24 protein-coding genes are annotated in these 22839 nt (G+C 72.3%); 16 read left to right on the forward strand and 8 right to left on the reverse strand.

The genetic code is table 11. The features are described from left to right. Positions 1–4: 4 nt before the first annotated feature. Complete coding sequence (locus tag ABZX61_RS24630; protein ID WP_355197943.1) at positions 5–490, reverse strand: luciferase family protein; 486 nt, start codon at positions 488–490, stop codon at positions 5–7. A 109-nt stretch (positions 491–599) separates the two neighbouring features. On the opposite strand from ABZX61_RS24630, the gene ABZX61_RS24635 reads away from it, so the two are divergent. From ABZX61_RS24635 to ABZX61_RS24655, 5 genes are all read left to right on the forward strand, one after another. After that, complete coding sequence (locus ABZX61_RS24635) at positions 600–959, forward strand: helix-turn-helix domain-containing protein (RefSeq protein ID WP_355197945.1); 360 nt, start codon at positions 600–602, stop codon at positions 957–959. Between the two features lie 91 nt (positions 960–1050). Then, positions 1051–1422, forward strand: a complete 372-nt coding sequence (locus tag ABZX61_RS24640; protein WP_355197947.1) for a metalloregulator ArsR/SmtB family transcription factor — start codon at positions 1051–1053, stop codon at positions 1420–1422. Beyond that, complete coding sequence (locus ABZX61_RS24645) at positions 1419–2096, forward strand: cation transporter (RefSeq protein WP_350739464.1); 678 nt, start codon at positions 1419–1421, stop codon at positions 2094–2096. Before ABZX61_RS24640 ends, ABZX61_RS24645 begins: the two co-directional genes overlap by 4 nt. Positions 2097–2188: 92 nt before the next feature. Then, entirely contained in the window at positions 2189–2653 is a 465-nt protein-coding gene (locus tag ABZX61_RS24650; RefSeq protein ID WP_350739461.1) for an SPW repeat protein, read from the forward strand. A 207-nt stretch (positions 2654–2860) separates the two neighbouring features. Further along, the gene (locus ABZX61_RS24655) at positions 2861–4816 is read left to right on the forward strand and encodes an endo-1,3-alpha-glucanase family glycosylhydrolase (RefSeq protein ID WP_355197950.1); all 1956 of its coding nucleotides are present in this window, start codon (positions 2861–2863) and stop codon (positions 4814–4816) included. Between the two features lie 65 nt (positions 4817–4881). On the opposite strand, the gene ABZX61_RS24660 is transcribed toward ABZX61_RS24655, so the two are convergent. The 4 genes from ABZX61_RS24660 to ABZX61_RS24675 form a co-directional block, all read right to left on the reverse strand. Beyond that, entirely contained in the window at positions 4882–6111 is a 1230-nt protein-coding gene (locus ABZX61_RS24660) for a hypothetical protein (RefSeq protein WP_355197952.1), read from the reverse strand. Continuing rightward, complete coding sequence (locus tag ABZX61_RS24665) at positions 6108–6773, reverse strand: ABC transporter ATP-binding protein (RefSeq protein ID WP_355197954.1); 666 nt, start codon at positions 6771–6773, stop codon at positions 6108–6110. The genes ABZX61_RS24660 and ABZX61_RS24665 overlap by 4 nt, the downstream gene beginning before the upstream one ends. Next, positions 6766–7272: a PadR family transcriptional regulator gene (locus ABZX61_RS24670; protein ID WP_355197956.1), complete on the reverse strand. Its 507-nt coding sequence runs from the start codon at positions 7270–7272 to the stop codon at positions 6766–6768. The genes ABZX61_RS24665 and ABZX61_RS24670 overlap by 8 nt, the downstream gene beginning before the upstream one ends. 62 nt (positions 7273–7334) lie before the next feature. Further along, the gene (locus ABZX61_RS24675) at positions 7335–7901 is read right to left on the reverse strand and encodes a TetR family transcriptional regulator (protein WP_355197958.1); all 567 of its coding nucleotides are present in this window, start codon (positions 7899–7901) and stop codon (positions 7335–7337) included. An 80-nt stretch (positions 7902–7981) separates the two neighbouring features. Between ABZX61_RS24675 and ABZX61_RS24680 the strand changes: the two genes are divergently transcribed. From ABZX61_RS24680 to ABZX61_RS24715, 8 genes are all read left to right on the forward strand, one after another. Next, complete coding sequence (locus ABZX61_RS24680; protein WP_355197960.1) at positions 7982–8713, forward strand: SDR family oxidoreductase; 732 nt, start codon at positions 7982–7984, stop codon at positions 8711–8713. Positions 8714–8819: 106 nt separating this feature from the next. Then, on the forward strand, positions 8820–9395 hold the full coding sequence (locus ABZX61_RS24685) for a tripartite tricarboxylate transporter TctB family protein (RefSeq protein WP_355197962.1): 576 nt from the start codon (positions 8820–8822) through the stop codon (positions 9393–9395). Beyond that, entirely contained in the window at positions 9395–10906 is a 1512-nt protein-coding gene (locus ABZX61_RS24690; protein ID WP_355197964.1) for a tripartite tricarboxylate transporter permease, read from the forward strand. The genes ABZX61_RS24685 and ABZX61_RS24690 overlap by 1 nt, the downstream gene beginning before the upstream one ends. 28 nt (positions 10907–10934) lie before the next feature. Then, positions 10935–11939, forward strand: coding sequence for a tripartite tricarboxylate transporter substrate binding protein (locus tag ABZX61_RS24695; RefSeq protein ID WP_355197966.1), 1005 nt, complete (start codon positions 10935–10937; stop codon positions 11937–11939). 12 nt (positions 11940–11951) lie between these two features. Continuing rightward, positions 11952–12542 carry an RraA family protein gene (locus ABZX61_RS24700; protein ID WP_350739434.1) on the forward strand — a complete coding sequence of 197 codons (591 nt, stop codon included), beginning with the start codon at positions 11952–11954 and terminating at the stop codon, positions 12540–12542. 37 nt (positions 12543–12579) lie between these two features. Continuing rightward, on the forward strand, positions 12580–13341 hold the full coding sequence (locus ABZX61_RS24705; RefSeq protein WP_350739431.1) for an IclR family transcriptional regulator: 762 nt from the start codon (positions 12580–12582) through the stop codon (positions 13339–13341). A gap of 37 nt (positions 13342–13378) precedes the next feature. Further along, the gene (locus ABZX61_RS24710) at positions 13379–14152 is read left to right on the forward strand and encodes a DUF1932 domain-containing protein (RefSeq protein ID WP_355197969.1); all 774 of its coding nucleotides are present in this window, start codon (positions 13379–13381) and stop codon (positions 14150–14152) included. A gap of 38 nt (positions 14153–14190) precedes the next feature. Next, complete coding sequence (locus tag ABZX61_RS24715) at positions 14191–14775, forward strand: putative glycolipid-binding domain-containing protein (RefSeq protein ID WP_355197971.1); 585 nt, start codon at positions 14191–14193, stop codon at positions 14773–14775. Positions 14776–14993: 218 nt separating this feature from the next. Here ABZX61_RS24715 and ABZX61_RS24720 read toward each other — a convergent pair whose 3' ends face one another. Next, complete coding sequence (locus tag ABZX61_RS24720) at positions 14994–15896, reverse strand: slipin family protein (RefSeq protein ID WP_355197973.1); 903 nt, start codon at positions 15894–15896, stop codon at positions 14994–14996. A gap of 790 nt (positions 15897–16686) precedes the next feature. Here ABZX61_RS24720 and ABZX61_RS24725 point away from each other — a divergent pair. Beyond that, positions 16687–17028, forward strand: a complete 342-nt coding sequence (locus ABZX61_RS24725; protein ID WP_185077364.1) for an Lsr2 family protein — start codon at positions 16687–16689, stop codon at positions 17026–17028. A gap of 78 nt (positions 17029–17106) precedes the next feature. On the opposite strand, the gene ABZX61_RS24730 is transcribed toward ABZX61_RS24725, so the two are convergent. Further along, positions 17107–18297, reverse strand: a complete 1191-nt coding sequence (locus ABZX61_RS24730; RefSeq protein WP_355197975.1) for a serine hydrolase domain-containing protein — start codon at positions 18295–18297, stop codon at positions 17107–17109. 122 nt (positions 18298–18419) lie between these two features. Here ABZX61_RS24730 and ABZX61_RS24735 point away from each other — a divergent pair, with 122 nt between their 5' ends. Next, on the forward strand, positions 18420–18971 hold the full coding sequence (locus ABZX61_RS24735) for a helix-turn-helix domain-containing protein (protein WP_355197977.1): 552 nt from the start codon (positions 18420–18422) through the stop codon (positions 18969–18971). Positions 18972–19136: 165 nt separating this feature from the next. Here ABZX61_RS24735 and ABZX61_RS24740 read toward each other — a convergent pair whose 3' ends face one another. Continuing rightward, a complete protein-coding gene (locus tag ABZX61_RS24740; protein ID WP_355197979.1) occupies positions 19137–20234 on the reverse strand; it encodes a hypothetical protein in 1098 nt (365 codons plus the stop codon). A gap of 67 nt (positions 20235–20301) precedes the next feature. Here ABZX61_RS24740 and ABZX61_RS24745 point away from each other — a divergent pair, with 67 nt between their 5' ends. Next, a complete protein-coding gene (locus tag ABZX61_RS24745) occupies positions 20302–22836 on the forward strand; it encodes a LuxR C-terminal-related transcriptional regulator (protein ID WP_355197981.1) in 2535 nt (844 codons plus the stop codon). Positions 22837–22839: the final 3 nt, after the last annotated feature.

Genomic DNA, 22839 nt, shown 5'->3' on the forward strand with positions numbered 1-22839 from the left:
ATGATCACTCCGTTTCCGTGGAAGCTGTGGTGGCCTGCCGCCAGGAGGCGCGCAGGACGGCGCGGGCGACGGCCAGTTCGGCCTCGTCGCGCGGGGCGTAAAGCATCACGATCGTGTCGGGCCACTCGGGGCGCCGGCTGATCGGATGCGGCTCGATCCACCCGGCCCGTTCGAGCGGATCGATGAGCGGCGCGGGCACCGTGAGATGCAGGAAACCCGAGCGGTGGATGTGGCCGAACTCGTCACGGCTGGGGTGCAGGAACGCCGCCCACGGCCCGGCGGGCTCGCGCAGCCGCAGCGCGAGTGAAGCGGGCTCGGACACCTGGCTGGGGCCGGTGAACACGCCCGCCAGCGCCTGCGCCTCCGCCACCAGGGCGGCCCTGATGCGCGGCGGGGAGAACTGGTCGAGCTGGTCGTGCGGGATCTCCAGACCCGTGGTCCGCGGGCGAGGGCCGGGCCGGAGCGGGGGATCGGTCAAGTCGATGCTCATCACAACAGCACTTTCTGTGCGCTGGTTACTTCTTGTGCGCGCATCGAGTCTGATCCAGAATGCCGTCATGACGGAAGAAGGCACTTTGACCCGCGTTAGGCACACCGATGTGCGTGAGACGGTCGGCGAGCATCACCCGTCCTGCCAGTTGCGCGACATCCTCGACCGCGTCGGGGACAAATGGAGCGTGCTGGTCATGGACCTGCTCGGCGGCGGCCCCAAGCGCTACTCCGAGCTGCAGCGCGCCATCGAGGGCATCTCCCAGCGCATGCTCACCCTCACCCTGCGCAGCCTGGAGCGGGACGGGCTGGTGGAGCGCACCGTCACCCCCACCTCGCCGCCCCGGGTGGACTACGACCTGACCCCGGTCGGCCGGACGCTGTCGTCCCAGGTGGCCGGGCTCATCGATTGGGCCGAGCGGCACCGCGAGTACGTGGCCGCCGCCCGCGTGCGCTACGACGCGTCCTGAACGGGCCCTGCGCCGCGCGCTGACGGGTGCCGCGGCCGGACTGCCGGGTGACCTGATGACAGCGATCGCTCCACCGCGTTATCATCGCCATATGACGATTGATAACGACGGTGGCCGCTGTGTCAGTACCGACATCGCCGCCGGGGTCCCTCCGGCGGCGGCGCTGTTCCACTCGCTGGCCGACGAGACCCGGCTGCGCATTGTGCAGCGCCTGGCCAGGGGCGAGGCGCGAGTGGTGGACCTGACGGCCGAGCTCGGGCTGGCCCAGTCCACGGTCTCCAAGCACCTGGCCTGCCTGCGCGACTGCGACCTGGTGGACTACCGGGCCGAAGGCCGCCAGTCGTTCTACTCCCTGACCCGGCCCGAGCTGATGGACCTGCTAGCCTCCGCCGAGCAGCTGCTGGCCGCCACGGGCCACGCGGTCACCCTGCGCCCCGCCCCGGTGGGGGAGGCCGGGTCGTGACCGCACAGAACCTGGGCCCGGCGCCGGCCCGGCGCGCCGTGCTCCGGCGCCGGATCCGGCTGCTGGTCGCCGCCACCATCACCTACAACGTGATCGAGGCCGTCGTCGCCATCACCGCGGGGACCATCGCCTCCTCCACGGCGCTCATCGGCTTCGGGCTGGACTCGGTCGTCGAGGTCGCCTCCGCCGCCGCGGTGGCCTGGCAGTTCTCCGCAGCCGACCACGAACGCCGCGAGCGGGCCGCGCTGCGCGTCATCGCGATCTCCTTCTTCGCCCTGGCTGCCTACGTCACCGTCGACGCCGTACGCGCCCTGCTCGGCGCGGGGGAGGCCGGACACTCCACCCCGGGTCTGATCCTGGCCGCCCTGTCCCTGGCCGTCATGCCGTTCCTGTCGTACGCCCAGCGCCGCGCCGGTCGTGAGCTGGGCTCGGCCTCGGCGGTGGCCGACTCCAAGCAGACCCTGCTGTGCACCTACCTGTCGGGGGTGCTCCTGGCCGGGCTCGCGCTCAACAGCGCCTTCGGCTGGTCCTGGGCCGACCCGATCGCCGCCCTGGTCATCGCCGCGGTCGCGGTCAAGGAAGGGCGCGACGCCTGGCGCGGAGACGCCTGCTGCGCCGTGCCCGCCGGCGCCGAGCCGGACGGCTGCGCCGACGGTTGCTGCTCGCCGTCATAGGCGCCCCAGGCGATTTGGAGAAATGTTGACCCTGGTGGGCGCGTTGGCGTGACCGTGGGGGAAGGGGTTACGTATTCAAACCTCCACGCGGTATGGGGAAGGTGGTGTGGGACATGGCTGATAGTCCACTCCATCCGAAACTCGACATGGGTCAGCACCCGGACATAGCGGCCCTGCGAGCTCAATACGACATGGCTGCGCAGAGCCCGTCGGGGCAGTCCGTCAGCGGACTGACATTCCTGAGCGGTCTCTATCTCGCCATCTCACCATGGGTGGTGGGATTCTTCGGGCGTTCGACCCTGACCGTCAACAATCTGATCACCGGTATCGCCCTGGCGCTGCTGGCGGCCGGGATAGCCTCGGCGTACGGCAGGATCCACGGGCTGGCATTTGTCGTACCGGTCATCGGAGTGTGGACGATCATCGCCCCGTGGGTGCTGCCGCCGCACACAGCCAGCGCCGGCACGATCATCAACAACGTCATCACGGGGATCGTCATCGTCGCATGCGGCCTGGCCTGCGTCATGCTGGGCTCGATGTCCCTACGCCGGCGTTGACGCCTCCGGGCGGACCGCCGGTCCGCACCGAGAAGCGGCACGCCGCCGACTGCGTCCCGTCTCCTGGAGGAGAAGGGGACGCAGTCGACTGTCCGGCACCTGTGAGTTATCCGAAACGTGTGGATCCGACGCTTGAGCATGATCCATCCTTGGCCGTGCAAGACGGCCCCGCCGAGGCGGGGCCGTACCGTAAGGCAAGGGAGTTTCATGGCCAACCGATATCGGACGTTATTGGGGGCGGCGGCGGGCGTCGCCATGCTGGCGACAGCCGCTGTGGCCCCCGCGCAGGCGTCCGCCGTCGCCCCCGTCAGCGTGACGTTCGCCGCGGCGGAGGACGTGTTCGTCAGCCAGGCCGAGCCGGCCAAGAGCTTCGCGACCGCGACCTGGGTGAGCGTCTGCGGCACCGCGTGCGGCAGCGCCACCGCGGGGCAGCGCGCCGCCCTGACCCGCTTCAAGGTCACCGGCATCCCGCAGGACGCCGAGGACGTCAAGGTCACGCTGGACGTGGTCTCGGCCAGAACGACGGACACCACCGTCTCCGTCCGCCCGGTGACGGGCGCCTGGACGGAGGCCGCCACCACCTGGAACACCCGTCCGGCGCTGAGCGCGCCGGTCATCGGCTCGCACACCGGCTTCACCACCGGCGCGACGGCCAAGCTGGACGTCTCGTCGGCCGTCAAGGGTGACGGCACTTACGCGTTCGCCCTCACCGGGACCGACGCCACCACGACCGTCCTGATGTCCTCGCGCGAGAGCGGGGACCGGGGGCCGAAACTCACGGTCACCTATACGGAGGGCACCGGGGAAGAGCAGACCGACGGGCCGCTGCCCTTCACCCTGGCGGGCACCGCGGCGCTGCGGGCCTCGGCCAAGAAGGTGTTCGCGCACTACTTCAGCCCCTATCCGATCTCCCTCGACAACCAGGCTCCTGCCGGCGACTACTACGCCAGGAATTACCTCAAGCCGGACGGCGAGAGCGGCAAGCACGCCGCCTACGGCGGGCTGCTGCGCGACCGGCCGCTGGGACGCGACCCGATCACGGGCGACTACGCGCTGGCCGACCTCAAGACCGAGGTGCGGCAGGCCATCGCCGCGGGCCTGGACGGCTTCACCGTCGACATCCTCTCCGTGACCAGCGCGCAGTGGACCCGGGTGCAGAACCTCGTCAAGGCGGCCGAGGCCGTGGACCCCGGCTTCAAGATCGTGCTCATGCCGGACATGAACGGCCTGTCCTCGGTGGACAGCGCCGCCTTCGCCACCGCCATGGCCAAGCTGGCCGCGTCGAAGTCGGTCTACCGGCTCGCCGACGACCGCCTCGTCGTCGCGCCGTTCAAGGCCGAAGGCCGCACCCCCGCCTGGTGGTCGGACTGGATGAAGACCATGGAGACGCAGCACGGCATCAAGGTCGCCCTGGTGCCCACGTTCGTCGACTTCAACAAGTACCGCGACGCCTTCGCCTCCATCAGCTACGGCTTCTCGAACTGGGGCAGCCGCAGCCCCGCGGCCAACGCCGCTCTGACGACGAACATCGACCGCGCGCACGGCATGGGCAAGATCTGGATGCAGCCGGTGTCCGTCCAGGACGAGCGTCCCAACCAGAGCATCTTCGACGAGGCGGGCAACACCGAGAACCTGCGGGCCACCTGGAAGGGGGCCATCGACGGCAAGGCGGAGTGGGTGCAGCTCACCACCTGGAACGACTACTCGGAGAACACCCAGTTCGCCCCTTCCAGGAACGCCGGCTGGACTTATCTCGACATCAGCGCCTATTACCTGACCTGCTACAAGCTCGGCTGCCCGAAGATCACCAACGACACGGCGTACCTGACCCACCGGGTCCAGCCGGTCGCGGCCGAGCCGTCGTACGCGCAGACCAAGCTCATGAAGCTGCGTGACGGCAGCACCGCGGCCCGCGACACCGTCGAGGTGCTCACCATGCTGACCGCGGCGGGCAAGGTGTCGGTCACGATCGGCGGCACGACGCAGACCTACGACGCGCCCGCGGGGGTGTCCGCCAAGACGTTCCCGCTGAAGGCGGGCACCGCTTCGGCCTCGGTCACCAGGAGCTCGGCCGTGGTGGCGAAGGTGGTCTCGCCGTACGCGATCAGCGCGACGCCGTACGTGCAGGATCTGCACTACCGCGCGGCCTCCAGCGAACGCTGACACGGCCCGCCGGATCCCCGGGCATCCGGCCCGGGGATCCGGCGGGTCCACGGCCGGCGCCTCTCTCAGGCGCGCAGCCTCTCCAGGCGGAGTGTGTCGCGCAGCAGCGGGCGTGCCGCCAGGGCCACGAGCACCGCGGTGAGAACCCCGATGCCCGCCATGGCCACGGCCCTGCCGACCGCCCAGCCGAGCCACCCCACCTGGTAGTAGTCGGCGAGGGGCAGGATCACCACCACGGTTCCCCCGACCGCCGCCACGACGCAGATCGGCAGCGCGGCGATGACCGCCTGCCGTACGAGGACCCCGCCCAGCGCCCGCTCCGGCACTCCGGAGGCGGCCAGCGCGGCGAACGAGCGGCGGTGATCGAGCAGCTCCTCGGCCTGGTGCACCACGAGGGCGGCCGCCGACGTCACCAGGGCCACCAGGAGCGCGGCGTCGACGAGCGCATGGGCGTGGTGGTAGCCGATGCCCGCCTGCTGGGCCCCGGCGGCCGCGCCGAAGAACACCGTCAGGCCCACCACGGACAGGGCTCTGGCCCGGGCCCTCGGGTCCGCCTCGACCAGCCGCGCGGCCAGCAGCATCTCGGGCGAGCCGGCCCGCCGGGCGGCGCGGCGCGCGTACACCCTGATCACCCAGGTCGTGGCCAGTGTCGCCCCGAACAGCATGAGCACCGCCCCGGCCGTGAGGGCCACGGTCGCCCCGTACACCCCACCGGGCAGAGAGCGCCCTCTCGTCACGTATCCGAGAAAGAAGAGGCAGGAACCGGCCACGAAGCGGTACAGGTCCGCCGCTCTCGGCCCCCGCAGGCGTGAACGGCGAACCAGGCCCAGCGGTGAGGCGATGACGTTCCGGCCGGCGCGCGCCCCTGACAGGGCTCCGCCCAGTGCCATCACGGCCACGACCACCGGCACCTGGGTCAGCGGCCCGGAGAGATGGGTGACCACGTAGACCGCTGCGCCGGCCAGCGAGCCGGTCAGCGCCTGCCCGCCGCCTTCCAGGGTGCCGAGCAGGCGCACGTCGCCCGGCGTGGCGCCGGCCAGCCGCAGGCCGGCCAGCCGTCGTTCCCTGGTGGCCGTGCCCAGCCGGTTGGACTGGTGCACCAGGCCGGCGACCGGCAGCGCCAGCAGGGCCAGGGCCAGCCCGGTCAGGGAGCCGCCGTCGTCGTTGAAATCGGCCAGGCTGACGGCCGTGCAGACCAGGAACGTCGCCAGCCCCGTGCCGGCGGCGACCAGCCAGGCGCGGGCTCGCTCGGCTCGCGACCGTCCCCTGTTCAGCATGCGCAGGACGGTGATCATTGGCTGATCCCCGTCAGCAGGGCCCCGTCGCGCAGGGCGAGTTCGCGGTCGGCGTAGGCCGCCACCCGGTTGTCGTGGGTGACCAGGACCACGGCGGTGCCGCCGGCGCGGGCCGCGCCCAGCAGCGCGCTCATCACCTGCTCGCCGCCGAGGGTGTCCAGCGCTCCGGTGGGTTCGTCGGCGAAGACCACGCGCGGGCCGGTCACCAGCGCCCGCGCGACGGCCACCCGCTGCAGTTGGCCCCCGGACAGCTCGCCGGGCCGCTGATCGGCGCAGTCGGACACCTCCAGCCGGGCCAGCAGGTCGGCCGCGGCGGTCATCGACTCCTGCCGGCCGTGCCGGTTGAACAGCATCGGTAACGCGACGTTCTCCGCCGCCGTGAGCTCGGGCACCAGCTCCCCGAACTGGAAGACCACGCCGAAGCTCTCGCGGCGCAGCTTGGTGAGCTTCGCCTCGGCCAGCGTGTCGATCCGCCTGCCGTCCAGGACGACCTCGCCGGACTCCGGGCGGATGATCCCGGCCAGGCAGTGCAGGAGGGTCGACTTGCCCGATCCGCTCGGCCCGGTGACCGCGAGGATCTCGCCCTCCGCGAGCCGGAGGGAGACGCCTGTCAGCGCCCTGGTCCTGCCGTACGACTTCACCAGGCCTCTGGCCTCAAGCATCGTTGTCCCCCTTCAGCCGCGACAGTGCGGTCTCGATCCAGCGCAGGTCGGCGTCGAGGTGCTGGAGCGCGAAGTCGGCCGCCAGCACCTGGGCGGGCGGGCCGGCCGCCTTCTCGGCGGTCAGCTCCCGCATGCGGGCCAGATGCGCCTCGCGCTGCCGCAGCAGATAGCCGTCGGCGCTTCGTCCCGCGACGGCGACCCGGGCGAACAGCGAGCTGGCGACATACGGCGCCGGCGGCTCCACGGTGTTCAGCCACCGGGCCAGCTCCTCCCGGCCGCTACCGGTGATCGCGTACATGGTCCGCTCGGGGCCGCCCTCCTGCTGCGTCTCCGCCACCTCGGCGAAGCCGTCGCGTTCCAGCCGCTGCAACGTGGCGTAGACCTGCCCGTAGGCCAGCGGCTTGGCGCCGGCCAGGCGATGATCGTGCTCCTTCTTGAGCTCGTAGCCGTGTTTCGGGCGCTCCGCGAGCAGCCCGAGCATCACATGAGCCGTGGACATGATCGCAACTATACATTCAATGAATAGTCAGGCGAACGGCGGACTTCGAGGAGGCGGACGGCTCAGCCCGCGAGGCCGTCGAGCAGGTCGTCCAAGGCGGACTTCACCCGCTCCACGCCCGTCTCCCCGAGCCGGTGGGCCAGCAGTGGGGCGGCGAGGGGCGCGAGGAGGGCGTCGGCGAGGCAGTGGGCGTCCGCGCCGGGGCGGAACTGGCCGATCAGCATCGACAGGTGACCGTGGTAGGCGTCGTACGCGCCGCCGAAGCGGGCCAGCGGGCTCGCCGTCTCGGCCATGAGCAGCAGGTCGAGCTGCTCGGCCGTCCTGTCCGCCAGGGCCCGCAGGAACGCCTTGGCGCGCGCGGCCGGCTCCGCGCCGGGGCCGAGCGGCGGCGGCCCCTCGATGAACGCCGCCTGGAACTCCCGCTCCCGCCGGTCGATCAGCGCGTACGCCAGCCCGGAGCGGTCGCCGAAGCGCCGGTAGAGCGTGCCGACGCCGACCCCGGCGGCCGCGGCCACGTCCGCCATCTGCAGGCCCTGCACACCGCGGGTGGCCACGATGCCCTCGGCGGCGGCGAGGATCTTCGCGCGATTGCGGGCCGCGTCGGTGCGCTCGCGTGTCACGGCTCCCATCCTGGCACCTCTTGTCAACCGGAACTGATTCCGGTTACGTTGAAACGGAATTGATTCCGCTTCAACGGGATGGAGGACGCATGGCACGGAAGGTAGCCCTGGTCACCGGGGGCAGCAGGGGGATCGGCGCGGCCGTCGCGCGGCGGCTGGCGGGTGACGGGTTCGACGTGGCTCTCACGTACCGGAGCGCGGGCGACCGGGCGGCGGCGATCGTCAAGGAGGTCGAGGCGGCCGGCGCACGGGCGCTCGGGCTACGGGCGGAGGCCGCCGACGCCGGGACGCTGGTCGCGGCCGTGGAGCGGACGGTCCGCGAACTGGGCCGGCTGGACGTCCTGGTCAGCAACGCGGGCATCGCGCCGTACGGGGCTCTGGAGGAGGTGACGCTGGAGGAGGTCGACCGGCTGCTGGCCGTGCACCCCAGGGCCTCGTTCGTGCTGGCGCAGGCGGCGGCGCGGCACATGCGGGACGGCGGCAGGATCGTCCTCATCGGCAGCAGTCTGGCCGAACGCGTGCCCTACCCCGGCTGGACGGCGTACGCGATGAGCAAGTCGGCGCTGACCGGGCTCGCCAAGGGGCTGGCCAGGGACCTCGGGCCGCGCGGCATCACCGCGAACGTGGTCCACCCCGGATCCACCGACACCGAGATGAACCCGGCGGACGGGCCGGACGCGGACGAGGAGCGGCGCCACACGGCGCTCGGCCGCTACTGCTCGCCCGACGACATCGCCGCCACCGTCGCCCACCTGGCGGGAGACGGTGGCGGCGCCATCACGGGCGCGGCCATCTCCGTCGACGCGGGTGTCACCGCCTGACGCGTTACGTCACCTTCCGGTCATCGCCGGAAACCTCCGCGTAACCCTTGACATGTCCGCACGCCTCCCAGCACGCTTGTCATGAAATGGAAAGACTTTTCACTGTGTGAAAAGACTGGAAGGCGGCTACACCCCCATGAGCCATGAACAGGCGTTCGCCGAGCATGCCCCCGCCCCTGACGACCAGGCCGCGGCCGCGGCGGCGCGGGCTTCCGACGCGAGGCTGAGAGCGGGCGCGCACGTGGTTCTTGTCGCGCTCGCGTGCTACGTCGCCGTCGAATCCCTGGGGCTCGGCCTGTGGACCTCGTTCGGTCCCGGGCCGGGGTTCTTCCCGTTCGTGCTGGCCATCGCGCTCGGGCTGCTCGCGCTGGCCTGGGCCGCCCAGACGAGGCGGGCCCGTGCGGACGAGGACGGCCCGGCCGAGCGCACCGACGTGGGCCACGCCGCCGCCGTGCTCGGCAGCCTGGTGGTGCTCGCGGCCGCCATGGACCTGGCCGGCTACCAGATCAGCGTGTTCGCGTTCCTCATGTTCCACCTCAAGTGGCGCGCGGGCCGGAGCTGGGCGCTGTCGCTCGTGCTCTCCCTCGCCGGCAGCGTGGGCATCTACCACGGCTTCGACCAGGGGCTGATGGTGCAGCTGCCGCCGTCGGCGATCCCGCTCCTGGCCGGCTGGGGCCTGTGATGGACGTCCTGGCCGACCTGCTCGGCGGGCTCGCCACGGCCCTGTCGCCGCAGAACCTCCTGTACGCGTTCATCGGCTGCCTGCTCGGCACCCTGATCGGGGTGCTGCCGGGCATCGGGCCCGTCGCCGGGGTGGCGCTGCTCATCCCGCTCACCCTCAACCTGGACCCGACCAGCGCCATCATCATGCTGGCCGCCATCTTCTACGGCACCCAGTACGGCGGCACCATCACCAGCGTCCTGCTCAACACCCCGGGCGAGGCCGCCTCCGCGATCACCACGATCGACGGCTACGCCATGACCAAGCAGGGCCGCGCGGGGGTGGCGCTCACCATCGCGGCGGTCGGGTCGTTCGTCGGCGGCACCGTCGCCACCGTCGGGCTCGTCGTCGCCGCCAAGCCGCTCGGCGACCTGGGCCTGCGGATCGGGCCGCCGGAGTTCTTCGCGCTCATGGTGCTCGGCATCTCCCTGCTCGTCGCGCTCGCCGGCCGCTCGATGACCAAGGCGCTCATCTCCGGCGTGCTCGGCCTGCTGATCTCGATGGTCGGCATCGACCCGGTGGCCGGGGCGCCGAGGTTCACCTTCGGCAGCGAACGCCTGCTCGACGGCATCAGCTTCGTCGCCGTCATCATCGGGCTCTTCGGCCTGTCGGAGATCCTCGTGGCGGCCAGGGGCGGCACCGCCCAGGCGGTGGCCCCAGGGCTGCGGGCGCTCCTGCCGGGCCGTGCCGACCTGCGGCGCAGCGTTCCGGCGATCGCCAGGGGCACCGGGATCGGGTTCGCGCTCGGGCTCGTCCCCGGGATGACCGGCTCGGTCTCCTCGCTGCTCGCCTACGGCGCGGAGCGCAGGTTCAGCAGGCACCGCGCCGAGCTGGGGTCGGGTGCGGTGGAGGGCGTCGCGGGGCCGGAGACGGCCAACAACGCGCACGCGAACGGCGCGCTCGTGCCCCTGTTCACCCTCGGCATCCCGGCCTCCCCGACGATCGCCGTGCTCATGGGCGCGTTCCTGCAGCAGGGGCTGACGCCGGGGCCGACCCTGTTCGCCGAGCACGCCGACGTCGCCTGGGGGATCATCGCCAGCCTGTTCGTCGGCAACGTCATCCTGCTGGTGCTCAACGTGCCGCTGGTCCGGCTGTGGACGTCGATCCTGCGCATCCCGTACCCGGTGCTGACCGCGCTGATCCTCACGTTCATGGTCGTGGGCGCGTACACGATCAACTTCTCCGTCTTCGACGTGTTCGTCATGGTCGCCTTCGGGCTGCTCGGCCTCGTGCTGCGCCGCCTGGACATCCCCCTGGCGCCCCTGGTGCTCACCCTCGTGCTCGGGCCCCTCATGGAGCGTTCCCTGCGCGAGTCGCTGGAGCTGTCGCAAGGCGACCTCACCGTCTTCCTGACCCGTCCGATCTGCGTCGTCCTGCTGGTGATCGCGCTCGCCATCGCCGTGAGCCCGCTGCTGAGCCGGCTGCTGGGGCTGCGCAAACCCGCCGTCCTGGCCGAGGACCCCGAGGCCTGAGGCCACCACCCCCCTAGAAGGAGCCATCGTGAAAGTCAAGATCGCAGCCAGGGCCACAGTCACAGTCGTGGCCGTGGCGACGGCGCTCGCCGCGTGCGGAGCCCAGCAGTCCGGCGGCGCCGCGGGCGCCTGGCCGCGCAAGGGGAAGCCGGTCACGCTGATCGTCTCGTTCGCGCCCGGGGCGGCCGTCGACGCGGCGGCCCGCGTGGTCGCACCCGTCCTGGAGAAGGAGCTGGGTACGAACGTCGAAGTGCTCAACAAGCCGGGCGCCGGGGGACAGATCGGCTACACCGCGCTCACCAAGGCCAAGCCCGACGGCTACACCATCGGCGCCACCGGCTCGCCGTCCGTCGTCGTCTCGCCCCTCGACCCGAGCCGGGGCGCCACCTACACCCGGCAGAGCTTCCTGCCGCTGGGCATGCAGGTGCTCGACCCGATGCTGGTCGGGGTCGCGCCCGGCAGCCCGTACAAGGACCTGAAAGGCCTGATCGAGGCCGTCAAGGCCAAGCCGAAGAGCGTCACCGCGACCACGACCGGGGTGCAGACCGGCGAGCACTTCGCCCTGGCCGACATCCAGCAGAAGACCGGGGCGGAGTTCGCCCCCGTGCACTTCTCGGAGGGTGCGTCGTCGGCCATCGCCGCCTTCCTCGGCAAGCACGTCGAGGCGTACGTCGGCAACGTCAGCGACGTCAAGGACCTCGTCGCCCAGGGCAAGATCCAGGTGCTCGGCGTCATGTCGGCCGAGCGGAGCCCGTTCCTGCCGGACGCGCCCACCTTCGCCGAGCAGGGCTACCAGGTCGAGGGGGCGACCGCCCGCGGCTACTCGGCGCCCGCCGGGCTGCCGGACGAGGTCCGCGTCAAGCTCGAAAGTGCCCTGAAGAAGGCGATCGAGGACCCGGCGGTCGTCGCCAAGATGAAGGACCTCGGCCTGGCCACCGCGTACAAGTCCGGCCAGGACTACAGCACGTACTGGGCCGACCAGGAGACCACGGTCAAGCAGGCCCTCCCCCTCGTCCGCAACACCAAGAGCTGAAAGGCGCCTTCAATGAGCGAGACCTCCCAGGACGCGCTGGCCCGGCTGGCCGCCCTGCCCACCGCCAACATCGGCGACGCCATGGACCGCCTCGGCGTCCTCGACTCCCGGATCCGCCCCATCTGGCCGGGCGCCCGCGTGGCCGGGCGCGCCTTCACCATCTGGACCCGATCGGGTGACAACGCGCTCATCCACCAGGCGCTCGACGTCGTCGAACCCGGCGACGTCATCGTGGTCAACGGCGGCGGCGACGAGTCCCGGGCGCTGATCGGCGAGCTGATCGGGCAGCGCGCCAAGAACAAGGGCGTGGCCGGGTTCGTCATCGACGGGGCCGTCAGGGACGCCGACGGGCTCGGGGAGATGGGCATGCCCGTCTTCGCCCGCGCGGTGACGCCCGCGGGGCCGTACAAGAACGGGCCCGGCCATCTCGGCCGCACCGTCGCGGTCGGCGGCGTCGCCGTCGCGCCGGGCGACCTGATCCTCGGTGACGCCGACGGCGTGGTCGTCGTCCCGCTCGCCGAGGCCGAGCGGGTCGCGCAGGCGGCCGAGGCCGTCTTCGTGACCGAGGAGGGCAAACGGGCTGCCATCCTTGAATCCGCGTGACGACAGGTTCATCCGCGTGCGAGAAAGGGTTCCGCCGATGACCGCCGGACAGCCGCAGCCGTCCATGCGCTCGGTCGAGCGCGCGTTCGACGTGATCGAGGTGCTGGAGCGCAGCGACAAGCCGCTGCGGCTGTCGGAGATCGCGCGGCGGGCCGGGCTGTCCCCGGCCACGACGCTGCGCCTGCTCGGGGTGCTGCAGCGGCGCGGGTTCGTGGTCGCCGGGCAGCAGGCCTACCACCTCGGCCCGGCCGCCCTCGCCATCGCGCACGGCTTCCTCGTCACCGACGGCCTCAGCCGCGCGGCCACCCCCGTGCTCCAGGAGCTGGCCGCCACCACCGGCCTGACCACGACGCTGCACATCAGGTCGGGCCTGGAGCGCATCGTCATCGCCCGCGTCGACGGCGCCGACCCGCTGCGCTACCAGCTCCCCATCGGTCGCCGGCTGCCGCTGCACCTGGGCGCGGGCAAGGTGCTCGCGGCGGCCATGCCGGACGACGAGCTCGACGCCCTGATGGCCGCGGTCCGCGACCTGGGCACCGCGGGCGGCAAGCCGGTCAGCGAGGCCGACCTGCGGGCCGAGCTGGAGCAGATCAGGGAACGCGGCTACCACTTCTCCATGAACGAACGCGTGCTTGGGAGCTCGGGCATCAGCGCGCCCGTGCCGGCCCCGGACGGCCACTCCATGGCGTCCGTGGGCATCTCCGGCCCCGCCGAGCGCCACCCCGAGAGCGAGATGCTCGGCTGGGTGCCCGAGCTGCGCCGCGCCGCCGCCGCGCTCGGCCGGGCGCGCGACCTTTAGCCATGGTTCACATATAAGAGGACTGAAGAGATTGATCATGCGTTGCGCCGTCATCGGACTGGGCGAGGCGGGCGGCGTCTATGCCGCCGCGCTCGCCGCCGCCGGGCACGAAGTGCTCGGGTACGACCCCGGCGACACCCCCACCCCCGAAGGCGTCACCAGGACGGCGACCCTGCGGGAGGCCGTCGAACAGGCCGCGTACGTGCTCGTCCTGACGGGGGCCGCCGCGGCTCCCTCCGTGGCCGAGCAGTGCCTGCCCCACCTGGCGCGGGGCGCCTGCTACGCCGACTTCACCTCGGCCTCTCCGGAGGTCATGGAGCGGCTCGGCCGGATGGTCGGCGAGCGTGCCGACTTCGCCGACGTGGCGATCCTGGGCCCGGTGCCGTTGCACGGGCATCTGGTCCCGCTGCTGGCCAGCGGGCCGGGGGCGGCCGCGATCGCCCGGCTCGTCCGCCCGCTCGGCGGCCCGCGCGAGGTCTCCGTGGAGGTCCTCGACGGGCCTCCCGGGGCGGCCATGGGCCGCAAGCTGCTGCGCAGCGTGTTCATGAAGGGGCTGGCCTCCGTGGTCTGCGAGGCCGTCGCGGCGGGGCAGGCGGCCGGGGACGAGGACTGGATCAGGGGCGAGATCGCCAAGCAGCTCGCGGGTGACGGCCAGGCCGTCATCGACCGGTTCCTGACGGGCACCCGTACGCATGCCGTACGGCGGGCCATGGAGATGCGCGACACCGGCGCCTACCTGGACGTCCTCGGTGTGCCCGCCGAGATGACCCGCGCGGCCGAGCAGACCCTCCGCCGCCTGTCCACCGGCTGACGCGGCTTTTTGTCGGTGGGCGATGACATGATCCGGCCATGACGACCTTCGCGCCACCGCCCGGCACCGCGGCCTGGCGGCACCTCGACGCGCGCACCGGCTTCGAGGTGGTCTACTTCCGGCCGCTGCCGGACGGGCACCGCGTCGAGGGGTGCACGACCGCGGTCGAGGAAGGCCGCACCTGGGTCGTCGACTATGTCATCGAGCTCGACGCGAGCTGGGCCACCCGCTCGGCCCGGCTCGCGAGCCGTTCCGCCGAGGGCAGGCGCCAGATCCTCCTGGAGACCGACGGCGCGGGCCGCTGGCGGGTGGACGGCGCGCCGGCGTCCTGGCTGGACGGCTGCCTCGACGTCGACCTCGAGTCGTCGGCCCTGACCAACGCGTTCCCCGTGCACCGGATGCGCCTCGGCGTGGGCGCCGCCTCACCGGCTCCGGCGGCCTTCGTCCGGGCCGCCGACCTGGCCGTCGAGCGGCTCGAGCAGCGCTATGCCCGGCTGGCCGACGAGGAGGGGCGGCAGCGCTACGACTACGCGGCGCCGGTCTTCGACGTCGCCTGCCACCTGGTCTACGACGCGTCGGGCCTCGTCCTCGACTACCCGGGCCTCGCCGTCCGAGCCGTCTGAGCCGCCTGCTTCGGCTCACCCTTCGGGCTTCGGCTCACCCTTCGGGCTTCGGCTCGCACTCCGGGCGGACCGGCTGACGGCGGCGACGGGGTGGCGCTCTAACGGCGGCGCTCTAACGGCGGCGCTCTAACGGCGGCGGTCTACGGTGGCGACGGGCTGCCGGCCTGGCGGTTGCGACCGGCCGGCGGCCGTGGGTTTGGTCGTCGGTCGCCCCGAGGTCAGGAATCGGGGCGGGTCGCCGTCTCGCGCAGGCCGAGGATCTTGGTGAGCTCGTCCGGCGGCGTCAGCTGCGCAGGCGGCGCGCTCTTCTCGGCCGCGACCGGCCCCGCTGACTCCTCCCGCGCTGACTCCTCCCGCGCCGGGGAGCCCTGCGCGCCGCGGTCGAAGAAGCGCAGCACCTCCACCGGCAGCGGCATCACCAGCGTGGACGTCTTCTCGGCCGCCACCTCGACGACCGTCTGCAGGAGCCGCAGCTGCAGGGCGCTCGGCGTCTGAGCCATGATCGCGGAGGCGTCGGCGAGCTTCTGGGCGGCCTGGAACTCCCCGTCCGCGGTGATCACGCGGGCGCGGCGCTCCCGCTCGGCCTCGGCCTGGCGGGCCACGGAGCGCTTCATGGACTCGGGCAGCTGCACGTCCTTGATCTCCACGCGGTCGATGTGGATGCCCCAGCCGAGCGCCGGGCTGTCGATCATGAGTGCGAGGCCCTTGTTCAGCTCCTCGCGGTTGGAGAGCAGATCGTCCAGCTCGCTCTTGCCGATGATGGAGCGCAGCGACGTCTGCGCCACCTGCTCCACCGCGAACAGGTAGTTCTGCACCTCGACGGCCGCCCGCAGCGGGTCCTGCACCCGGAAGTAGGCGACGGCGTCGACCTGGACCGACACGTTGTCACGGGTGATGCCCTCCTGCGTGGGCACCGGCATCGTGACGATCTGTACGTTCACCTTCTTCAACCGGTCAACTCCCGGGATGAGAAAGGCGACTCCAGGCCGGCGGATCTCCTTCTGTGCCCGGCCGAAGCGGAACACGATGCCGCGCTCGACCTGATTGACGATCCTGACGCCCCCGAACCCGGTCAATATGGCGATGGCCGCGAGGAAACCCAGGATGATCTCGGTAACCATAATGGCCTCCCTCCCATACTTCGAGAGTAGGCCTGCTCGAACGGAAGAGCGTACCGAGCCGGCCGGACCTCCCGGGCGCCGGGGTCCGCCGCTTCCGGCGCAACGGCCACGGTGCCGTCAACCGTCAACCGCGATCGTGCGGGGCGCGGTGGCCCGAAACGGTTGGAAATCTACTTTGTAAAGGGCGGATCCTGCTGAGCCGGCGGATGCGTATCTGGTAAACGTCAGTGCGGTGCGTCAGGATCGAGTTGCGGTTCTTGGCCAATACCTGATATGGCCCGGCAAACCTTTGAATCGAACTTCAACATAGCGGATTCATAGCTATTGACCGCGGGGCGGACGCACTTGCGACTAGGTTGCTGACAGCGGAGCCGGGGCGCAGGATCGGCGCGGGTGCGGGCGGTCCGGGGCAAGGGCGTCCCGCGCTCGCGAGGGCGCGCTGCGCGCGAGAGGAGGCGGGAGGGCGGCCGTGGTCTTGCCATGCCGGGGATGTCGCCGGTTGTTGATGGCTTATCACTGGTGAGAAGGGCAGAAGGGATCTCGTGCAGGTCTTTGGGCGAGCCTCGCGCAGGTCGGGTCCTGGTATGTTCCCCGCCCGGCCATGGGCCGGGGTGGCGTCGATGAATGCCGGGCACGAGAAGCGCGAAAACCGCGTCACAACAGCGAAAGGCGTTGTAGTGCGAGACGCGATCGTGAAGTTCGATTGTGTCAGCACGGCGCCGCAAGGAGGTGCGTGATCTGCTGAAGGGGGCTACAGTACCTGCAACCATAACGTAATCGGAGCAGCATCATGGCGAAACGCATTGTTGAGTCCTTTGTCGATGACATCGACGGCAGTGACGCCGAGGGGACCACAAGGTTCGCTCTCGACGGCACCAGCTACGAGATCGACCTGTCGGGCTCTAACCGGGAGAAGCTGGAGAAGGCTCTCGCTCCCTTTATCACCAAGGCTCGCGCGGTCCGCGCCGAGCGGGGTGTTCGCGGCCGCCGCGGTGGCGCCGGCACCTCGCGGGCCGTCACCCGTGAGAAGTCCACTGAGATCAGGCGGTGGGCGAAGGCCCAGGGGCTGCCGGTGAGCGAGCGTGGCCGCATCGCCGCCACTGTCGTGGAGCAGTACGAGGCGGCCCACTGAGGGAGCGATCCGGCTTCCGGTAGGGCTTTTCAGGACAAGAGCACGGGCGGTCGGGTCCTGGCCGGCCGCCCGGCTCGGTCATCGAATGTCGTCCAGGGCCGCGTACAGCATCTCGACCAGGGAGCGGACGCGGAAGTCGCCGCCTTCCAGCAGTTCGGAGCCGCGGTTGGGGACGTAGCCGAAGGCGAGGCCGCGGTCCGGGTCGGCGAAGGCGAACGAGCCGGTGGCGCCGCCCTGGCCGAACAGCCCGGTGATGTGCCCGGGCGCGGGCCAGAAGGGGCCGCCGGGCACGGCGAAGCCGATGCCCCAGGCGGTGTGGACCCGCAGGGTCTGGTCGATCCCGTCGGCCTGCGGGGTGCGGATCCGGTCGACGAGTTCGGGCCCGAGCAGGCGGATGCCGTCGACCTCGCCGCTCAGGGCGGCGAGATAGCGGGCCAGGGAGTGGGCGGAGGCGACGCCGTCCATCGACGGGCTCTCCACCTGGTACGTAAGGGGATCGTTGGTGCTGTCCCAGCCGATGGCGACGCTGCCGTAGAAGGCGCGGTAGGACAGGGTGGCGGGGTCGTTGAGCGCTTCGGCGAAGTCGGCGAGTTCGGGGACCTCCATGCCGAGCCGCATGGTCTCGGCGTCGGGGACGACCATGGTGGCCATGCGCGGCATGGCGCTGTCGGGGACGCGGACGTGGCAGTCGAGGCCGAGCGGGCCGGTGATCTCGCGTTCCAGGAATTCGCTCAGCGTGAGCCCGGAGACGCGGCGGACGATCTCCCCGGCGAGGTGGCCGATGCTGACGCCGTGGTAGCCGTGCGCGGTTCCCGGGGGCCATTCGGGGGTGGCGGCCGCGAGGGCGTCGGTGATGGGGGTCCAGTCGCGCAGGTCCTCCCAGGTGATGGGGTGGGTGTCCAGGGTCGGCAGGCCGGCGCGGTGGCCGAGCAGCGTCCGTACGGTGATCTCGCCCTTGCCGTTCTGGGCGAACTCGGGCCAGTAGCGGGCCACGGGGGCCTCCAGGTCCACCTCGCCGCGTCCGGCCAGCACCAGCGCGGCCCCCGTGGCGAACGTCTTGCAGGTGGAGGCGATGGGGGCGATGGTGTCGCGCCGCCAGGGCCGGCGTGTCTCCGGGTCGGCGTGGCCGCCCCATAGGTCCACGATCGGGGTGCCGTGCCGGTAGACGGTGAGCCCGGCGCCGACCTCGCCTCCGTGTGTGAAGTTCCGTTCGAACGACTCGCGCACCGCCTGGAATCCGTCGGCGGTGGTTCCTTCGATCTGTGCCATCGTCGCGCTCCTCGCGCCAGAGCCGACCTACCGGTCGGTCGGGTGGCTGGCACGCTAGCCTACCGACCGGACGGTTGGCAACCGGGGTATGCTTTCAGCCTGAACCGAGAGAGGGACGGCGATTGGCACCGAACGAAACCTCCGGCACCCGGTTGCGCATCATCGAGGCGGCGCGGGAGCTGTTCACCGCACAGACCTACCGTGCGGCCAGCATGCGGGACGTCGCCGAACGGGTCGGCATCAGCAAGCCCTCCCTCTACCACCACTTCCGCAGCAAGGGCGAGATACTCGACTGCCTGGTGCGGCCCCCGATCGACCGGCTCGACGCGACGATCCAGGACGCCGCCGCCGCGCCCACCCTCGCCGAGGTGCGGCAGCGCGTGCTCGGCGGCTGCGTCGACGTCATGCTCGGCCACCGCGAGACCATGGTGCTGCTGCTGCGCGACGCCTCCGTCTACGGCGACGAGACCACCGAGCTCATGTCGCGCGTGGTGGGCATCACCAGCCGGGCCGTCGAGCTGCTGGCCGGCCCCGATCCTGACTGGCGCCGGCGCGTGCGGGCCGCCCAGGCCTTCGCCGCGGCCACCGACCCGATCAGCCATCTTCCGGACGTTCCGGACGAGGAACTCCGCGACGAGCTGCTGCGCGGCGCGAGCGCGATCCTGTCGCCGTGACGGCAGCAGCGGCCCTGCGGCCTCCATCTCCGATCGGCCCTGCTACGGCCGCTCGCCCGGCTTGTCGACGATCCCGGCCTCCAGGTGCGCGGTCCATCCGACGGGTCTCGAAGCGCTCCCAGGGGCCGGTGTAGACCAGCGCGATCCCGTGGCGGCCGGCCGCGTCTAAGGGAGCAGGGAGCGTCCCAGGTCGACGACGAACCGGGCGAGCCGGGCCCGCTTGCGGAACAGGTCGTGCAGCTCGGGGGTGGGCTCCTGGCCCAGGCGTTCGAAGGGGATCGCGGTCCAGGCGCTGCGCAGCACGAGGGTGGCGGCGTAGCCGAAGGAGACCTCGGCGGGGTCCGCGAGGCCGGCCACCGCGGCGGTGTACGCGGCCTCGATCGTCTCGTGGACGGCGGGCAGGTCCGCGGGGTCGAGTTCGCCGGTGTGGGCCCGGCCGACGAGGAGCTGGCCGAGGTCGAAGCCGACGGCCGCCGGGTACGGCCAGCTCCAGTCGATGGCCACGAAGTCCGCCGAGCCGTCGGCCGGGATCAGCAGGTTCGAGGGGCTGGCGTCGCCGTGGACGAGGGTGTGGGGGAGGCGGTCGAGGGCGTCCAGCAGCGGGTCGATGTGGTCGGCGAGGGCCAGCAGGTCGGCCTGCAGCAGGGGGTCGGCGTTCGCGGCGATCAGCGGGTGCCGCCACGTGGCCGGGTCGCGCAGGGTGGGCAGGAACAGGTTGGCGAGCGGGCCTTCGCAGTAGTAGCGCAGGCCGTGGTTGAGCGGCTCGCGCGGCGCGGACGTACGGCCCGTGACGGGTTGTGCGGCGGCCAGGCCGCCGAGCCGGTGAGCGGCGGCGCGGTAGCGGTCCAGGTCCCAGGCGGCGGGCGCGACCCGCACGTCCTCCAGCCACATGACGAGCCGGTCGTCGCCCAGGTCGTCCAGCCGGTACATCCGGGGCAGCCGCAGCCCGCCGGGGAGCCGGGGGCGGGCCAGGTAGACGTCCGCGTCGGCCCGCCAGGGGAAGTGCGCGAGCGCGGTGGCGCGCAGCGGCTCGGGGATGTCCGCGTACCAGGGCGAGTGCCTGATCTCGTGGATCGCCTTGACGAAGAACGACCAGGTCACGCCGCCGGTCGTGGTGCCGCGCACGCGGTGCAGCGAGGTCGTCGACAACGCCCCCGGGCCGGAGTCGAGGAGGTCGACGTGCTGGTCCGCGATCTCGGCGAGGGGGTCGCCGAGGCTCTCCCGTACGAGGTCCGTCAGGTCGGTGGTCAGCGCCATGGTCATGGGCCCCAGCATGGCGGGCGGGACAACTCGCTCGCATGAGCATGGCCTACTCAAATACGCTTTCGCCGTGGCAGGCTCCTGGCCGTTCATCGGGCGTGTGACGCAATTGTCGGAGATCAGGTCCGCCTCCAGGGGCGTGGTCGTGGCCGGTCCGCCGGGCACGGGCAAGAGCCGGCTGGCGGCGCAGGCCGTGCACGGTCTCGACGGGGTCGCCTGGGCGCGGGCCACGGCGGCCGCCGCGGAGGTCCCGCTGGGCGCCTTCGCCCCGCTGCTCCCCGCCACGCCGCCCGCCGGCAACCCGCTGGGCTGGGCGGCCGCCGCGGTGCGGGTGCCGGTGCTGGTGGTGGACGACGCCCACCTGCTCGATCCGGTCTCGGCCGCGCTCGTCCACCATCTGGTGACGCGGGACGGCACCCGGGTGATCGCGACGCTGCGCAGCCGGACGCCGGTGCCGGACGCGGTGCTCGCGCTGTGGAAGGACGACCTGGTGCCGCGGCTGGAGCTGGAGCCGTTCTCCCTGGAGGAGACGGCGGCCGTCCTGGAGGCCGCGCTGGGCGGCCGGGTGGAGTCGGCGACCGTGGCCCGGCTGTGGCGCGTCAGCCAGGGCAACGCCCTCTACCTGCGCGAACTCGTGCTGTCCGGGATGCTCGCCGCCGACGGTGGCGTGTGGCGGTGGAGCGGGCCGCTGACGATCACGCCCACGCTGCGCGAGACCATCGCGGGCCGCATCGGCGAGGTGACCGCGCGGGAGCGGGAGGCGCTGGAGCTCCTGGCGTACGGTGAGCCGCTCGGCGCCGACCTGCTGGCCGCCTTCGGGTCGCTCGACGCAGTCCAGCATCTGGAGGACCGGCAGCTCGTCACGGTGCAGCCGGACGGCCGGCGGCTCCAGGTGCGGCTCGCGCATCCCCTGTACGGCGAGGTCATCAGGGACGGCTGCGGCGTGCTGCGCGCCCGCACGATGGTGCGCCGGCTGGCGCAGGCGGTCTCGGAGGCCGGGCTGCGGCGGCACGAGGACGTGCTCAGGGTGGCCGTCTGGCGGCTGGACGGCGGCCTGACCGGCGATCCCGGGCTGCTGCTGGCCGGCTGCGAGCGTGCCAGGGTCATCCGGGACCTGGAGCTGGCCGTACGGCTGGGGCGCGCGGCCGTGGCCGCGGGCGGCGGGACTCCCGCGCTGGCCGCGCTGGGCACGGTGCTGTTCTACACCGACCGGTACGCCGAGGCCGAGGAGGTGTTCGCCACCGCCTGGGCCGCGGAGATGGGCGAGGCGGCCCGGACCGACCTCGGCGTGCAGCGGGCCATGAACCTGGCCGTCGGGCTCGGGGACGTCGCACGGGCGCGAGCCGTCCTGGAGGAGACCGGCGGGCTCGTCCACGAGGTTCAGCCGCGGCAGGCGACGCTCATCATGCGGGCCGTCCTGGCCGCCCTGACCGGCGACATCGCCGCCGCCGAGGACCTGATGGCGCGGGCGCGGGACATGGGCCCGTTCAGCCCGCACGGCGCGCGGATGATCAGCGGGGCGGAGGCGGCCGTCCTGGTGGCGCAGGGGCGGGCCGCGGAATGCCTGGCCCACGTGGCGGAGATCGGCGCGGGCCTGGCGAAGGAGCCGGTCGCCATGCGCAGCCTCTCGGCCGCCTTGGCCGGCCATGCCACGCACGCCGCGCTGCTGCTCGGCGATCTGGACACCGCCGAGCGGTTCGCCGGGCAGGGGTACGGCCTGGAGGGGCCTTTCCACACCTGGACGCGGGCGAACCTGGAGTTCGGCACGTGGACGGCCCGCGTGCTGCGGTTGCGCGGCCGGCTCGCCGACGCTCTCGCGTGGGCCCGCGACACCGCCGCGCGGCTGCCTGATCGCAGCGTGCTGGCGGGGTCGTGCCTGGGTGAGCTGGCGCACGCGTACGCGCTGCTCGGCGAGGTCGCGGCGGCCGAGCAGGCGGTGGAGCGGGCGGAGGCGACGGGGACGCCGATCGGCCCGTCCGTCGTCGTGCCGCTGCGCCTGGCCCGGGCGTGGACCCTGGCCGGTCGCGGCGACGCGGCCGGGGCCGTCGAGCTCTGCCTGGAGACCGCCGAGGACGCGCTGCCGTGCGACGTGCCGTTCCTGCTGCACGACGTCGTCCGGCTGGGCCGCGCCGACCTGGTGTCCGCGCGGCTGGCCGCGCTCGACGTGGAGAGCCCGCTGGTGGCGCTGTTCGCGCGGCACGCCGCCGCCCGCGACGGCGCGGAGCTCGACGCGGTCTCGGAGGGCTTCGAGCGGCTCGGCCTGCTGCTGTACGCGGCCGAGGCGGCGGCGCGGGCGGTGGCCCGCTACCGCGAGTCCGGGCTGGTACGCGGGGCGCGGGCGGCGCAGACCCGGGCCTGGCGGCTCTCGCAGCGCTGCCAGGGCGCCCGTACGCTCGCGCTGATGGACCTCGACGTGCCCAGCCTGACGCCGAGGCAGCGCGAGATCGCGGTGCTGGCCGCGCAGGGGCTGACCAACCGCGAGATCGCCGCGCGGCTCGTCGTGTCCGTCCGCACCGTGGCCAACACCCTGTACGCCGTCTACGACAAGACCGGCGTCAACGACCGCGCCGCCCTGGCCGCGCTCCTGAACCGGCTGGCCGGTTAACCG

The organism is Nonomuraea sp. NPDC003709, from assembly GCF_040610775.1.
In the GTDB taxonomy this organism is placed as follows: domain Bacteria; phylum Actinomycetota; class Actinomycetes; order Streptosporangiales; family Streptosporangiaceae; genus Nonomuraea; species Nonomuraea angiospora_A.